At 65.3% G+C, this 14,182-nt stretch carries 19 protein-coding genes; 10 read left to right on the top strand and 9 right to left on the bottom strand.

The features are described 5' to 3' along the window. The first annotated feature begins 105 nt into the window (after window positions 1–105). Window positions 106–405: a hypothetical protein gene (locus ACFQS4_RS03915; protein WP_497902389.1), complete on the top strand. Its 300-nt coding sequence runs from the start codon at window positions 106–108 to the stop codon at window positions 403–405. A 59-nt stretch (window positions 406–464) separates the two neighbouring features. Beyond that, complete coding sequence (icd, locus tag ACFQS4_RS03910; RefSeq protein ID WP_497902388.1) at window positions 465–1,727, top strand: isocitrate dehydrogenase (NADP(+)); 1,263 nt, start codon at window positions 465–467, stop codon at window positions 1,725–1,727. A 150-nt stretch (window positions 1,728–1,877) separates the two neighbouring features. Here icd and ACFQS4_RS03905 read toward each other — a convergent pair whose 3' ends face one another. The 4 genes from ACFQS4_RS03905 to ACFQS4_RS03890 form a co-directional block, all read right to left on the bottom strand. Beyond that, entirely contained in the window at window positions 1,878–2,129 is a 252-nt protein-coding gene (locus tag ACFQS4_RS03905; protein WP_497902387.1) for a lipoyl domain-containing protein, read from the bottom strand. Further along, complete coding sequence (locus ACFQS4_RS03900; RefSeq protein WP_497902386.1) at window positions 2,126–3,160, bottom strand: alpha-ketoacid dehydrogenase subunit beta; 1,035 nt, start codon at window positions 3,158–3,160, stop codon at window positions 2,126–2,128. The genes ACFQS4_RS03905 and ACFQS4_RS03900 overlap by 4 nt, the downstream gene beginning before the upstream one ends. Then, window positions 3,160–4,179: a thiamine pyrophosphate-dependent dehydrogenase E1 component subunit alpha gene (locus ACFQS4_RS03895; RefSeq protein WP_497903141.1), complete on the bottom strand. Its 1,020-nt coding sequence runs from the start codon at window positions 4,177–4,179 to the stop codon at window positions 3,160–3,162. The genes ACFQS4_RS03900 and ACFQS4_RS03895 overlap by 1 nt, the downstream gene beginning before the upstream one ends. 170 nt (window positions 4,180–4,349) lie before the next feature. Continuing rightward, a complete protein-coding gene (locus tag ACFQS4_RS03890; RefSeq protein ID WP_497902385.1) occupies window positions 4,350–4,787 on the bottom strand; it encodes an ArsR/SmtB family transcription factor in 438 nt (145 codons plus the stop codon). A gap of 97 nt (window positions 4,788–4,884) precedes the next feature. Here ACFQS4_RS03890 and ACFQS4_RS03885 point away from each other — a divergent pair, with 97 nt between their 5' ends. Further along, window positions 4,885–5,442 (top strand): DUF7509 family protein, encoded by a 558-nt coding sequence (locus tag ACFQS4_RS03885; RefSeq protein WP_497902384.1) that lies wholly within the window; start codon window positions 4,885–4,887, stop codon window positions 5,440–5,442. 106 nt (window positions 5,443–5,548) lie between these two features. On the opposite strand, the gene ACFQS4_RS03880 is transcribed toward ACFQS4_RS03885, so the two are convergent. Next, window positions 5,549–5,887, bottom strand: coding sequence for a cupin domain-containing protein (locus tag ACFQS4_RS03880; RefSeq protein WP_497902383.1), 339 nt, complete (start codon window positions 5,885–5,887; stop codon window positions 5,549–5,551). Between the two features lie 19 nt (window positions 5,888–5,906). Beyond that, window positions 5,907–6,401: a hypothetical protein gene (locus tag ACFQS4_RS03875; RefSeq protein WP_497902382.1), complete on the bottom strand. Its 495-nt coding sequence runs from the start codon at window positions 6,399–6,401 to the stop codon at window positions 5,907–5,909. Between the two features lie 38 nt (window positions 6,402–6,439). On the opposite strand from ACFQS4_RS03875, the gene ACFQS4_RS03870 reads away from it, so the two are divergent. Next, window positions 6,440–6,964: a DUF5817 domain-containing protein gene (locus ACFQS4_RS03870; protein WP_497902381.1), complete on the top strand. Its 525-nt coding sequence runs from the start codon at window positions 6,440–6,442 to the stop codon at window positions 6,962–6,964. Next, a complete protein-coding gene (locus ACFQS4_RS03865) occupies window positions 6,961–7,314 on the top strand; it encodes a hypothetical protein (protein WP_497902380.1) in 354 nt (117 codons plus the stop codon). The genes ACFQS4_RS03870 and ACFQS4_RS03865 overlap by 4 nt, the downstream gene beginning before the upstream one ends. Window positions 7,315–7,384: 70 nt before the next feature. Here ACFQS4_RS03865 and ACFQS4_RS03860 read toward each other — a convergent pair whose 3' ends face one another. The 3 genes from ACFQS4_RS03860 to ACFQS4_RS03850 form a co-directional block, all read right to left on the bottom strand. Next, complete coding sequence (locus ACFQS4_RS03860; RefSeq protein WP_497902379.1) at window positions 7,385–7,513, bottom strand: hypothetical protein; 129 nt, start codon at window positions 7,511–7,513, stop codon at window positions 7,385–7,387. Window positions 7,514–7,803: 290 nt separating this feature from the next. Beyond that, window positions 7,804–8,463 carry an ArsR/SmtB family transcription factor gene (locus ACFQS4_RS03855; protein WP_497902378.1) on the bottom strand — a complete coding sequence of 220 codons (660 nt, stop codon included), beginning with the start codon at window positions 8,461–8,463 and terminating at the stop codon, window positions 7,804–7,806. Between the two features lie 165 nt (window positions 8,464–8,628). Then, a complete protein-coding gene (locus ACFQS4_RS03850) occupies window positions 8,629–9,549 on the bottom strand; it encodes a hypothetical protein (protein ID WP_497902377.1) in 921 nt (306 codons plus the stop codon). Between the two features lie 271 nt (window positions 9,550–9,820). Here ACFQS4_RS03850 and ACFQS4_RS03845 point away from each other — a divergent pair, with 271 nt between their 5' ends. The 5 genes from ACFQS4_RS03845 to ACFQS4_RS03825 all read left to right on the top strand — a co-directional run bounded on the left by ACFQS4_RS03845 (window position 9,821) and on the right by ACFQS4_RS03825 (window position 14,177). Continuing rightward, complete coding sequence (locus tag ACFQS4_RS03845; protein ID WP_497903140.1) at window positions 9,821–10,288, top strand: DUF5802 family protein; 468 nt, start codon at window positions 9,821–9,823, stop codon at window positions 10,286–10,288. 28 nt (window positions 10,289–10,316) lie between these two features. Beyond that, window positions 10,317–11,294: a Vms1/Ankzf1 family peptidyl-tRNA hydrolase gene (locus tag ACFQS4_RS03840; protein WP_497902376.1), complete on the top strand. Its 978-nt coding sequence runs from the start codon at window positions 10,317–10,319 to the stop codon at window positions 11,292–11,294. Window positions 11,295–11,562: 268 nt separating this feature from the next. After that, window positions 11,563–12,579 (top strand): N-acetyltransferase DgcN family protein, encoded by a 1,017-nt coding sequence (locus tag ACFQS4_RS03835; protein WP_497902375.1) that lies wholly within the window; start codon window positions 11,563–11,565, stop codon window positions 12,577–12,579. Continuing rightward, on the top strand, window positions 12,576–13,616 hold the full coding sequence (locus ACFQS4_RS03830; protein ID WP_497902374.1) for a dipeptide epimerase: 1,041 nt from the start codon (window positions 12,576–12,578) through the stop codon (window positions 13,614–13,616). Before ACFQS4_RS03835 ends, ACFQS4_RS03830 begins: the two co-directional genes overlap by 4 nt. Window positions 13,617–13,754: 138 nt before the next feature. Beyond that, window positions 13,755–14,177 (top strand): hypothetical protein, encoded by a 423-nt coding sequence (locus ACFQS4_RS03825; protein ID WP_497902373.1) that lies wholly within the window; start codon window positions 13,755–13,757, stop codon window positions 14,175–14,177. The last annotated feature ends 5 nt before the right edge of the window (window positions 14,178–14,182 follow it).

Raw genomic sequence — 14,182 nt, 5'->3', positions numbered from 1 at the left:
GAACCCAAATGATTCTTGCCATCCCGCCGGCGGTCCAGTGGCGACGAACCTCCAACCTGAGACAATCCCACACACTTAGGAGGGCACCGCTTGTACGGACCGGCGATGAGCCCGGTCGCGTTTCTGGTCCTCTTCTGTGCGACGATGACCGCCATTGCCGCCAGTCGTATCGACTGGACCGCCAGCGACGAGTTCGGCGAACCGGAGGGAACGGCCGGCGTCGTCCTCGGGTTTACGATCCTCGCCATCCGTTGGTTCGGCCTCGCGGAAGGATGGCTCTCCTCGAGGTGGCTCTCGCTCGCGCTCGCGCTCCTCGGGGCGGTCGCCGTCGTCCTTGGGCTGGTCGTACTGGCCGGCGACTCGAACGCGGACGACGCCCAGGACGCGAACGCGCTCGAGAAGTGAGCGCTAGCCAGCCCAAATGGGAGGTCTTTTACCCCCGAGCAAACCACCTACGAACGATCATGAGCTACGAGCAAGTCGAGGTCCCCGAGGACGGGGAGAAAATTACGCTCGCCGACGAGGAGACCGGCGAACTCGACGTACCGGCAAACCCGATTATCCCGATTATTCACGGCGACGGCATCGGCACCGACGTCGGCCCCGCCGCCCAGAAAGTACTCGACGCCGCCGCGGAAGCGACCGGCCGATCGATCTCCTGGATGCGCGTCTACGCCGGCGAGAGCGCCCGCGAGCGCTACGACGAGAACCTCCCCGAGGACACCGTCAGCGCGATCCGCGAACACCGCGTCGCGATCAAGGGCCCGCTGACAACGCCCGTCGGGGCCGGCTTCCGCTCGCTCAACGTCGCCCTGCGCCAGACGCTCGACATGTACGCGAACGTCCGTCCGACCTACCACATCGACGGCGTCCCCTCGCCCGTCAAAGAACCCGAGAAGATGGACATGATCACCTTCCGGGAGAACACCGAGGACGTCTACGCTGGCGTCGAGTGGGAAGCCGGCACCGACGAAGTCGAGCAGGTTCGCACGTTCCTCGAGGAGGACATGGAGATTGCGGACGTCATCCACGACGGCCCGGTCGGCATCGGCGTCAAGCCCATTTCGGAGTTCGGTTCTAAGCGTCTGATTCGTGAAGCAATCGACTACGCCATCGCCAACGAGCGCGACTCGGTCACCCTGGTCCACAAGGGCAACATCATGAAGTTCACCGAGGGCGCCTTCCGCGACTGGGGCTACGAACTCGTCGAGGAGGAATACGGCGACGACGTCATCACCGAGGACGAACTCTGGGACGAACACGACGGCGACCAGCCCGAGGGCACCGTGGTCGTCAAAGACCGCATCGCCGACAACATGCTCCAGCAGCTGCTGACCCGCACCGACGAGTACTCGGTCATCGCCACGATGAACCTCAACGGCGACTACATGTCCGACGCCGCGGGCGCCCAGATCGGCGGCCTCGGCATCGCCCCCGGCGCCAACTTCGGCCACGGCCGCTGTCTCGCCGAACCCGTCCACGGCTCCGCGCCGAAGTACGCCGGTGAGGACAAGGTCAACCCGACCGCGATGATCCTCTCGGGCCGCGAGATGCTCGACTACCTCGGCTGGAAGGACGCCGCCGACCTCGTGCGCGACGCCGTCGAGGAGACCATCTCCTCCGGAACCGTGACCTACGACCTCCACCGCCAGATCGACGGTGGCACCAAGGTCGCCACGAGCGAGTTCGCCGACGCCGTCATCGAGAATATCGAGAAACTCGCGTAGGCCCGTTTCTCGAACTCTGGCGGCTTTGCCGCCAGAACGTCGAAAAACTGTCGTAGACACCCTCTCGAGCGCGGAACCCGGCTCTATCTATCGGTTTTTATAGTCGAACTCCGCAGGTACGGATTTCGAAGGGATCGCTCGAGTCGCCGCTCACCCGCTCTCGATCCGGCCCAGCGAGTCCCCGCGGCGGAACTCCTCGTTCTCGCCGACGCTGATCTCCGCGAGCGTTCCCGCAGCGGGTGACGACACGTCGATACTGACCTTCTCGATCTGGATTTCACAGAGGGTGTCTCCCTCCTCGACGGACGCGCCCTCGCGGACGAACCACGTCGCGACGACGGCCTCGTCCACGTCTTCGGCGTCGTCCGGCCAGAACGACTCGGAGTCGATCTCGGCGGTCATTCTCGAACCGACTCGACGGCCGCGACGATGTCGTCCGCGCTCGGCTGGAACTCCTCCTCGAGCGGGCGCGCGTACGGCACTGGCGTGTCCGGCGCGGTTACCCGTTCGACCGCCTCGAGGTCCTCGAGCGCGCCTTCGGTCGCCCTGGCGATCAACTCGCCGCTGACACCGTAGGAGCGGTAGTCCTCGTCGACGACGACCAGCCGTCCCGTCTTTCGGACGGACTCGAGGACAGTTTCGGTATCGAGGGGAACGAGCGTCCGGAGGTCGATCACCTCGGCTTCAATGCCGTCGTCGGCGAGGTCTCCGGCGGCCTCGAGGGCCCGGTGGACGTGCAGGCCGAGGGTGACGATGGTGGCGTCGTCGCCCTTGCGCTTGACGTCGGCTTCCCCGAACGGAATCTCGTAGGGCTCCTCGGGAACACCGGTCCTCGGCCCCTCGGGGGCGGGCATCCAGGCCAGGCCCATCAACCGCTTGTGGAACAGGTAGATCACGGGGTCGTCGTCGCGAATCGCGGCGTGCATGAGCCCCTTCGCATCGTAGGCGGTCGACGGCACGACGACTTTCATCCCCGGAAGGTGCGCGAAGGTGCCGTACAGCGTCTGAGAGTGCTGGGCGGCGTCGTTGTAGGTCCCGCCGACGGCCGTCATGAGGACCATCGGCGCCGACACCGAGCCCCCGGACATGTAGGCCGTCTTCGCCATGTTGTTGTAGATCTGGTCCATCGCGACGCCGAAGAAGTCGGCGAACATCAGTTCGACGATGGGGCGCATCCCCTGCATGGCCGCGCCGAGGCCCGCGCCGATGAACCCCGTCTCGGAGATCGGGACGTCCATGATTCGGTCGTGTCCGAACTCCTCGAGGAGCCCCTGGGTCGAGTCGAAGATGCCGCCGTAGTCGGCGACGTCCTCACCCATAACAAAGACGTCCTCGCTCTCGTTCATCTCGTGGGCGATGGCCTCGACCATCGCTCGGCTCATCGTCAGTTCGCGCTCGGCCGCGTCAGGGTCGGGCGCCTCGGCTTGCGCCATCACCGCTCACCTCCGTCGGTCGCGGCGAGTTCCCGCTCCGGGCGCTCGGGCCAGCCCTCGAGGTCGTCCGTGAAGACGTCCTCGTAGGTCTCCTCGGGGTCGGGCTTTGGCTGCTCTTTTGCCCACTCGATCGCCTCCTCGACCCGGTCGTGGGCACGCTCACGAATCTCCTCGAGGTCGTCGTCCTCGACGCCGTGCTCGCGGAGTCGGTCCGCGAGCCGTTCGATCGAGTCGCGCTCTTGTGCTGCCTCCACGTCCGCGTCGGATCGGTAGGCCTCGGGGTCGCCCATGAAGTGGCCCATCCGGCGGTGGACCTGCACCTCGAGGAGCGTCGGCCCGTTGCCGTCTCGCGCACGACCGACCGCCGTCTCCGCGGCCTCGTAGACGGCGACGGCGTCGTCGCTATCGATGCGTTCGCCACGGACGTCGAAGCCTCCGGCCCGCCTCGAGCCGTCCTCGACGTCGGTGACACGCGCTTTGGGCATGCTGATCGCCCAGTCGTTGTCCTCGATGACGAACACGACCGGGAGGTCCTGGACGGCTGCGAGGTTGAGCGACTCCAGGAAGCCGCCCTGGCTGATCGCGCCCTCGCCGAGGAAGGCAACGGCCACGTCGTCGGTGTTGCGCTTTTTCGATGCGAGGGCGGCCCCGACCGCCGGCGGACAGCCCTGGGCGATGATGCCGCTACAGGCGAAGTTCACGTCGGGGTCGTACAGGTGCATGTGTCCGCCTTTTCCCTTCGACAGCCCCGTCTCCCGACCGAAAATCTCGGCGGTCATGCGCTTCAGGTCGACGCCTTTCGAGATCGCCACGTGGTGGGGTCTGTGCGGAGCCGTCACCGTGTCTGTGTCCCGGAGGTGGGCACAGACGCCCGCAGCCGACGCCTCCTGACCCGCCGCGAGGTGTAGTTCGCCTGGAATCGGCCCCGCGGAGATGTCGAAGGCAGGTTGTTTCCCCTCGAGGTACTCCTCCTGTAAGCGTTCCTCGTAGTATCTCGCAGTTACCATCTCCTCGTACATCTGCCGGAGCGTGGGTGTTCCTGGCATGCTCAGGTGACACACACCACGGGCAAGCGCTTAAACGTAGAGAGACGCCCGTGAAGTGAACAGTCCGGAAGACGGATACTCCATCTAGGGGTACTCGAGCGAAAATCGTCGTGCGAGTGATTCCAGATCGCTCGAGTGTGACGCTAGGGGCCGGCTGGTTCGTCTGGCTCGTGCGACTCGGCTGATTCGTCCGAACCGTACGTCTCGAGCGATTCCCACTCCAGGCGAAGCAGTTCGCGAATGCCGTGTTCGAGAATCGCCTCGCCCATCCCGCTCGCTCGGTAATAGGAGTGGAGGCCACGGCTGTCGGGCGTCTTCCGCTTCCGGTTCTCGACCAGTCCTACGTCGACCAGTTCGTCGAGGTGGTAGTGCAAGGTGTTCCCGCGCAAGTCGAGGGCCTCCCGGAGTTCGGTCGCGCTCATAGCACCGCCCTCGACGAGGGTGTTGAGGATTCGAAATCGGTACTCGTTCCCGATCGCCCGCTGCATCTCGAGGTACGCCTCGAGCGGGAGGACGCTGTGTTCGGGAAGGAGCCCCTCGTCGTCCGAATGTCCGACGTCGCCGCGGGGTGCGCCTGCCATTACCGGAACGTAGTCTCGCCACCGTCTTAACAGTTCTCGAGTCGAGAGATGCTGATAACGCGTATATTTAAATAGTGTCCGTTCGTCGGTCGGTTCGATGCGCGATCGCCTCCGCAACGCTCTCGATCCGGTTCCCCGCGAACGCTTTCTCGTCTATCTGATGGGACCGTACAAGTCGATCGATTCCGGTTCCGAAGCCGACGGCGACGGTGACGGCGACGACGAACTCTTCGACCTGCTCGTCACGCTTCGCGATCGGCTCCGGACCGAGTCCGGCGTGAACGCGTTTCTGGCTGTCGACCCGGAGATCCCGCTCGAGGAGGTCGACGCGGCGACCCAGAGCATCGCGTTCGCCCGGGCGAGCAACGCCGTCGTCTTCGTCCTCCCGTTCTCCGGGGAGAACCTCGGAGTCGGTATCGAGGTCGGGTCGGTGCTCGAGGACATTTACCAGTCGGACGACCCGGAGCGAGCGGAGCGAACGCTGGTCGTCCACGAGACGGGCGTCCGGAGCGCTATGCTCGGTGGGGTCACCCGTCGCTGGGACGCGACGGTCTACGACTACGAGGACGCGGACGAACTCGTCTTCCGGACGAAGGAGTTCGTCGGAAACGTCATCGCCCGGGAAGCGACCGGGTCGCTGTCGAGTCTCGAGTGACGATCGTCGACGCTCGCGACGGCGTGGGCTCTCCGCCGGTAGGGAGGCGACGTTCGCATGGCGGGACGAGAGCGGCCCAATCACGACTCGAGCGATGGCTGAGCCGCTACTCCTGCCAGGTCGGATTCTCACGGGGTGGGTCGAAGATGTCCACGCCGCGAACCGTCTCCTCGCCGCGGTTCTCGGCGGCGTGGGGCTGATCCCCGGGAATGCCGTAGGCGTCGCCCGGCCCGCAGACGACCTCCTCGCCGTCGGTCAGGAACGTCAACTCGCCCTCGTAGATGAACCCCGTCTGCTCGTGGGGGTGGCTGTGCTCCTCGACGGCCGCACCGGGCTCGATTTCGAAGTGCTGGACGTTCATCGAGTCGGTCCCGGCCATGATCGCGAGGTGGACGCCATCGGCGGCTTCTGTCGTCTCGAGGTCGGACAGCGATACGTGATCCATGCGTCCGAATGGACGGCCACTACCGTAACGATTTGTGCCGCGGCAGTACGACCGATCGAACTATGGCAAAGGGCGGGCCTGAAACGGTATGTCTCCGATCGACGACGATCGAACCGGCCACCTCCACCACGTCGAGTTGTAGGCCTCCGACTTCGACGCGTCGCTCGAGTTCTGGTCGTGGCTGCTGGAGGAACTGGGCTACGAGTCGTACCAATCGTGGGACGACGGACGGTCGTGGCGGCTCGGACCCACCTACCTCGTACTGGTTGCTGTCGAAGAGCGGTTCCGAGAAGCAACCTACCACCGGTGCCATCCGGGGCTCAACCACCTCGCGTTTCACGCCGAATCCCGCGAACATGTCGACGATCTCACCCGCCGCTTTCGCGACCGAGACGTCCCCGTCCTGTACGAGGACGGCCATCCGTTCGCCGGCGGACCGGATCACTACGCCGTCTACGTCGAGGATCCCGAACGAATCAAAGTCGAAATCGTCGCCCCCGGAAACTGATCGCATCCGAAACCTACACACGAGACGACGGCCAATAGCGGGACATGTACGCCGTCGTCGGGTGCAGCGAGTGTTCGAACCTCTGGTTGCTCGAGGGGCGCTCCGAGACCACGAAGTGTCCCCGCTGTGGCTCTCGTAAGCCCTACGAGCGCCGCAAGAAGTTCGTCGAGACCGACGACCCCGACCACGCCCGCGAGGTGCGCGCCTCGATGCTCGCCAACCGGCAGGGCCAGGGCGAGGCCTTCGCCCGCGTCGACTCCTTCGCCGACCTCGAGAGCCGAGTCGCAGACGGCGTCGTCAGCGACGAGGACTACCTCGAGGAGTCGGGTCTCGATGTCGAGGAGGTCGCCGCCGCGGGCGAACGCGACCCGCGCCAGCCAACGAGAAGCGGGAGCAAGAAGGAGGTCGTCGAGCAGGCGTTGGCGGACCTCGAGGAGCCGACCGAAGACGAGGTGATCGCCTACGCGGGCGACCGGGGGGTCGATGCAGGATACGTCCGGAAGGCCCTCGAGAAACTCGTTCGGGCCGGCGAGGTCAGCGAGAGCCGCGGGCGATATCGATCGCTATGAGCGAGTCAATCGAGGTCCAGCGGACGATCATCGGGCTCGGACTCCTCCTGGCGGTGCTCGTGCTCGGGTACGGCGCGGTCGTCTCCGAAACGGTGCTCGGAATCGACGCGACGACGGCCGCGATGTGGGTCCTGGCTGGAACGTTCGCCGTCAGTTCGATCGTTCACGCCTGGATCGGCCAGTACGGCTTCGCGCTGGGCCACGCGGGTGGCGCCTTCGGCTGGGGAGCCGTCTTGCTCGGCTCGAGCGCCGCAGAGGTCGGCATCGGTCTGGTTTTGCTCGTCCTGTCTGGAGTCTACCTCGCTCTGATGGGGCGGCGCGGGGCGCGGACCGATGCGGCGTCGACCTAGCGCTCGGTCTCGCACGCCAATTCCTGCTCGACTACTCGCTCACCCTCGTACTCGACCTCGCGGACGGGCCTCAGAGGAGGCCGACCGCGGCACCGATCGACAACGCGAGGACGACGATCGTCAACATCAGTTCGACCAGTAGCAGGTACTGGTAGAAGCGATACCGCTGCAGCCGGAGGGATGGGAAGTCTCGAGTCATGGGGTGGAGCGCCCGCCGGTGCTCGCCGAACGGACGCACTCACAGCTACCGGACGACGCGAAAAGTATCGTCGCCTTGGCACCACAGTGAAAGTAAAAGTGGATTACCGCGGTTAAAACGCCGCGGAGATAGCTCGTCGCGCAGTCTATGGATAGATGTGGGGTCGGTGCTCGAGTCGACGACGAGTGAAAGTGGTTCAGGCTCGACCACGGTTCCAGTCGCGGTCACAGTTTCTGTTCCGGTCCCGATCCAGGTCCAGGTCCCGCCACCGTCCCCACTTCGGGCGCCACTCACGACTCCGTCTTGAGTTCCCACCCACGCTCGGTTCGCTGGACGACGCCCTCGTCGGCCAACCGCTCGAGTAACTCGGCGATAACCTCCCGCGGCGCGCCAACCTCGTGGCCGAGTTCGTCGATCCCTTTGGGTTCCTGGCGAACGCTCGAGAGTACGTCGGCGTGGATGCGACTGTCCTGGCCCACACCGACCTCCTCCGAGAGGCGGTCGAGCGTCTCGCTGAGTCGCCCCTGCACCCACCGCTGGGCGAGCGAGAGTTCGTTCTCCAGGTGCTCGAGGTCCTCGAGCGTCGAGAGGAGGCCGTCGAGGCCGTCCGACGACGCCCCGGAGACGTCGAGAGAGAGGTGCCGGCAAGTCGTGATGTCGAAGGAGTTGTTCTCGGGATAGGCGCTCTTGCTGGCGAAGCCGTACGGCGAGACGTTCACCTCGAGGCGGACGTTGCGAGCGATGTGGAAGTACTTCCGTCGCTGATCGTCGACGCGGCTCTCGACGAGGCCGGCCTCCTCGAGTTTTCTGAGGTGGTCGATGACGGCCTTCGGACTGACGCCGAGGTACTCGGAGATCTCGGTCACGTAGCAGGGTTTTCGCGAGAGGAGTCGCAGAATCCGTCGCCGGTTCTCGTTCCCGAGCAGATCCAGCAACGCAGCAGAGTCCATCTATCCGGTGTTGGCGATGGGTACTGAAAAGCGTGTCTCTCGTTTTGCAGCGTTTTCGAGCCTTTTCGAGCGTTTCGAAGTGAGGCCCGAGAGCGAATTCACTCGAGCGACGGAAATTCGAAACAGAGAGTGGTGTTCGACCTGGAGTCGCGACGAGCCGGTCGATCAGTCGTCGGTGGTGTTGGCGTCCTGGTCCTCATCAGAGTCGTCGGTCGTCGATTCTTCGTCAGAGTCGTCGGTCGTCACGTCCTCGCCGGAGTCGTCGGTCGTCACGTCCTCATCGGACGCCGATTCCTCGTCGTCGGCGCGTTTGTCGGGCGTATCGGGCGGCGACTCGTCACCGGAACCGGCGCCTGGATCATCTGGGGCACCGGTACCCTGTCCTTTCTCCTCGCCGTTACCCTGTTCCCTCTCCTCGCCGTTGCCTTCGTTCTGGTTCCCATCTGGCCCAGCTCCCTGACCGGCATCACTCCCCTTCTCCTGACCGTTTCCCGGCGAACCGTTCTGTCCGCCAGCGTGGTCGGGCGGTCCCCGAGGCGGGTCGATACCGGCGATCTGCTTCGCTCGCTCGGCGACTTCGGGACCAGCCAATTCGGACGCGTTCGCTCGCAACGTCTGAATAGCCGTCGTATTGACGCCGGCGTCCGCCGCTCGGCGTTCGGTGCGGTTGATCGAGTCGTCGACACTCGCGAGTTCGACGGTCAGGCGCGCCATTCGAACGTTGTACTCGCCCGGATGGAGTTCGCCTTTCTGCTCCTGGAGGGTCCGATACTCCTCCTTCAACTCGGCGATCGTCGAGTTATGCTCCTCGGTTCGTTCGGCGATCAGTGCGGCGCGTCGCTCCTCGCTGGCGTTCTGGAAGGCTGCCTCGAACATACCATCGTCAACGGCGTGAGTGGTACTCACCGAACTGGTTTGCATGAACGTCGACACTTCCTCCCCCATCGTCGAGCTATTCTCGGCCGTGGTCGACTCGCCCTCGCTGGCGAGCGACACGAGCCCCCCGGTGGCGGCCACGGCTGGGGCGACGAGGAGGCCGACGACGGCCACAGCGACGAGACACACCACGGTACGGGTCGCAGTCATTACTCGAGGCTTCCCCAAACACGACTAAAAAGACGGAGTTTCGTTCGGACCGTTTTTGCGTTCACCAGAATCGTTCGAACCGTTTCGAGCGTTCAAATCGCCCGTGGGCGCCGTCGTCTGCCGACTGGAAATTCGGACGTCGTTACCAGACCAGTCGCCTGTGTTCGCGTGCTCGAGCGGCGTTGGACCCGTTCGGAAGGACACTGAAAGCGCTCACTGATAAGGTATTCGCACAATAGTTATACGACATCGTGCCATGGTACCAGGTAGCATGTTCGAAATCTTCTCTCGAAGCTACTACCTCGGTCGGCTCTACGTGACGCCTGCGAGCGGCGATCAGGCCATCATGGAACGAACACAACACGAACGGATCAACGAGGCCGTCTACACGACCGGCGAGGGAGTCGAACCGCTCGACGCCCCGCTCGTGATGAAACTCGAGTCGGGCCACTTCGCCGTCCACGGTGACGACTCGGTCCCGGCGAACACTCTCGCCGTTCCCGAGTCGATGCTCGAAGGATCTCAGATTCGGAACCCGCCGAGTCTCCGAGAGGTGTTCCTGGCGCGACGCGATCGGGCCGAACAGTTGCTCGGACTCGGCCTGGGCGACTACCAGGAGAGCTACCCGTCGATGGGCAAGGGCGTCGATGGCGCCGACGGCACCGACGGCACCGATGGGTCCGATACTGGACGCGGACCGGGTCCGGGGCACGGGTCGGGACCAGGAACCGGGACCTAGAAGTAACCTCCGTTCGCCTATCCGGTCGATGATCGACGAGTTGCTCGGGCGGGCGACGCTCAAGGACCGCATCGCCGACCTCAAGGAGGAAAACGAGCGGCTGCGTCGACGGTACGAGGCCGAGTCCGATCGCCGGTCGAAGGCCGTCACGGCACGGCAGACGGCCGAGCGCGAGCAAAATCAGCTCGAGGATCGGATCGCCCAACTCGAGGGTGAACTCGAGCGGCTTCGAGTCGACCAGGCGGACGCGGACGGCGGCGACGGAATCGACCCACGACGACGAGATCGCATCCGCGGAGCGGAATTGTCGTCGGTCCTCGAACGCCTCGGGTCGTTTCGAACGGGACCGGAAGGGGCGTTGACGGCAGTGGTGCCGACAGACGACGGTCTCGATTCCGCGCCCGATGCCCTGACGGAGGTACTTGGCGAGCGGGTTGCCCTACTCGAAACGCTCGACCCCGCCGTCGTGTGCGTCGACGACGCCGAACTGATCGCGGTCGCCCTCTCGCCGCCCGTCGATCCCCGCGCCGCCGAACGCGACGCGAGACGCTCGAGCGACGGCGCCGCCGCTGGCTCGCACCTCGAGTGGGACGATCGATTCCGATTCGACCGCTCCTGGTTCCTGCCGCACGGGCGGTTCACGCTCGCGCTCGTTCGCGCGGACCTGTTCGCCCTCGGCGTCTACGACGGCGACGACCGCCTCGACTATCGCGGGTTCGAGAGCGACGTCAAGGGAAGCCACTCGAAGGGGGGCTTCTCGCAGGGACGCTTCGAACGCATCCGCGACGGCCAGATCGCCGACCACCTCGAGCGCTGTCGGAGCGAAATCGCCGACCGACGGGACGGCCCGCTGTTCCTCGTCGGCCAGGACGAGGTCGTCTCGCGGCTGGTCGAACACGGCCTCGAACCGACGGCGACGGCCACCGTCGACGCGACGGGGAAGCCGAAGGCGGCGCTCGAGGACGCGTTCCGGTCGTTCTTCACGACGGAACTGGTCGTTCTATAGCTATAACACATATAGTATAGGTTGCGGGGGTGAAAAACGAAATTACCGGGCGGGTAGAACGCTTTCGGGACGCGAAATCGGTAGCGGACTCGAGGTCGTCTCCCTCCCGGACCGAGCGGGCGCGGGTTCGGGTCGCCTCGAGAAGACGCGCGTCCGAGTCGTCTCGAGCGGGCGCGCATCCAAACCGTCAATCGAGTGGGCGCCTACCGACGCTGGCCGAGTCGCCGGTGACGACAGAATAAGGTGCCCCCTCGCCGTCTATCCGCGTATGCGCGTCGCTATCCTCGCTCACGAAAAGTTTCCCGACCACGCCAAAACGGCCCTCGGCGTGCTCCGCTACGCGGACTACGACGTCGTCGGCGTCCTCGATCGCGAGACGGCTGGCAGCCGCGTCGCCGACTTCGTCCCGGACGTCCAGGACGCCCCTATCGTCTCGAGCATGGCTGACCTCGAGGCCGAGAGCGTCGGCGCCTTGCTCATCGGCATCGCGCCAGTCGGCGGCGGGTTCGACCCCAGCTGGCGCGAGGACGTGCGGACGGCCCTCGAGTACGGCTGCGACCTCATCTCGGGGCTGCACTACTTCCTCGAGGACGACGAGGAGTTCGCCACGCTCGCCGACGAGTACGACGCCGACGTCTGGGACGTCAGGAAACCCCACGACGAGCTAACGGTCGCCGAAGGCGTCGCCAATACGGTCGACGCGGAAGTAATCTTGACCGTCGGCACCGACTGCTCGGTCGGCAAGATGACGGCGACGATGGAACTGGCCCGCGACGCCCGCGAGGCGGGCCACGACGCCGCCGTTATCCCCACAGGCCAGACGGGAATCATGATCGAGGGGTGGGGCAACCCCGTCGACCGGGTCGTCAGCGACTTTACGGCCGGATCGGTCGAAGAGATGATCCTCGAGAAGGGCGACGACCACGACTACCTGTTCGTCGAGGGACAGGGGAGCATCATCCACCCCGCCTACTCCGCCGTGACCTGTGGCATCCTCCACGGCGCGATGGCCGACAAACTGGTCCTCTGTCACGCAGCCGAACGGGAGATGCTCGCGTACGACTACGACGTGGCGGTCCCGTCCATGCAAACCTACGTCGATCTCTACGAGAGTCTCGCCGAGCCGGTCTATCCGACATCGGTCGTCGCCGGCGCGCTCAACACCTACGGGCTCGAGGCCGACGCCGCTCGGGAGGCCGTCGACGCCTTCGAGGCCGACCTGGGGAAACTCGCCACGGACGTCATCAGGTACGGCACCGAAGACCTGCTGGAGGTGTTGCTGTGAGCCTCGAGACCGGGTTCGAGCGCGTGACGATGCCACTCGAGTTCCCGTTTACGATCGCCCGCGGGACGCAGACGACCGCCGAGAACGTGATCGTCCGGATCGAGGACGAGGACGGAACCGTCGGTATCGGCGGGGCGGCGCCCTCGTCACACTACGGCGAGACGGCGGCAACGGTCGAGGCGGTCCTGCCCGACCTGCTGGCGGTCGTCGAGGACGTCGGCGATCCCCACCAGCTCGAGCGAATCGAGCGCCGGATGCGCCAGACGATCGAACGCAACCCCGCGGCCCGGTGTGCCGTCAGCATCGCCCTCCACGACCTCGTGACGAAGCGTCTCGACGTCCCGCTCTATCGCTACTGGGGACTCGATCCGGCCGAGACGGTCGAGAGTTCCTACACCATCGGCATCGACGACACCGAACGAATGCGCGAGAAAACCGAGACCGCCCTGGAGCGCGGCTTCGAGACGCTGAAGGTCAAACTCGGCACCGACCGCGACCTCGAGATCATCGAGGCGATCCGGGACGTCGCTCCCGACGTTCGCCTCTACGTCGACGCGAACGAGGCCTGGACGCCCCGCGAGGCGGTCTCGCGGATTGAGGCGCTGGCGAATTACGGCCTCGAGTTCGTCGAACAGCCCGTTTCGGCGGACGACCCCGAAGGCCTTCGGTACGTCTACGAACGAGCGGCGCTGCCGATCGCCGCCGACGAGTCCTGTCTCACCGCGAGCGACGTGCCCCAGATCGCCGAGCGGTGTGACGTGGCCAACCTGAAACTGATGAAGTGCGGGGGCCTTCGCGAGGCACGCCGGATCGTCCACGCTGCCCGCGCACACGGCCTCCAGGTGATGTGTGGCTGCATGACCGAATCAAACGCCTCGATCGCCGCGGCGTGTCACCTGGCGCCGCTACTCGACTACGCCGACCTCGACGGGTCGCTGTTGCTCGCGGACGACCCCTACGACGGCGTGTCGATGCCGGGCGGTCGCATCGACCTCGAGGATCTCGAACGACCCGGGACCGGCGTCGTTCGATCCTGAGATTCGATACCAGTGTCCTCCGTTCCCGGCGTCCGGGACCGGCGACGTTCTCGAACACAGTCGAAACGAACCGATAAATCGCGTTGTGTGTCAACAATCCACAAACTATTTATGCCAGCAGGTAGAAACAACGAGACCATGGCATTCGAGCGGCCTCGAACCGAAACACGGGTCGTCGAGCGGTGGAATCGAGTATTCGAGGCACTTTCGGCGGCGTCGAGGCGTCGGCTCGTGGCGTCGCTGCTCGAGGCTGGGCCAACCGAATTCGTGGCCCTTCCGGAGGCCGCCCAGTGTCCCGGGGATGAAGACGACCAGCGCGCCGTCACGATCCGGCTTTACCACCGGGACTTGCCGTTACTCGCCGACGGGAACTACGTCGACTGGAGCCGCGAGCCGTTCTGTGCGAGCCGCGGCGACAACTTCGACGAACTCGCGGCCGTAATCGAGGCGATCGAGGCGGCTGCTCCCACTTTCCCCGAGCAACTCGCCGGGGGCGGGGACGGGAACGGACAGGGGGACGGTGACCGACTCGAGTACGAACGCGCCCCAGTCGACCAGTAACGGTC

Source organism: Saliphagus sp. GCM10025317 (assembly GCF_042663665.1).
Lineage (GTDB): Archaea > Halobacteriota > Halobacteria > Halobacteriales > Natrialbaceae > Natronosalvus.
The sequence above is the reverse complement of the archived record's forward strand: the minus strand, read 5'-3'. Positions and strand labels throughout refer to the sequence as shown.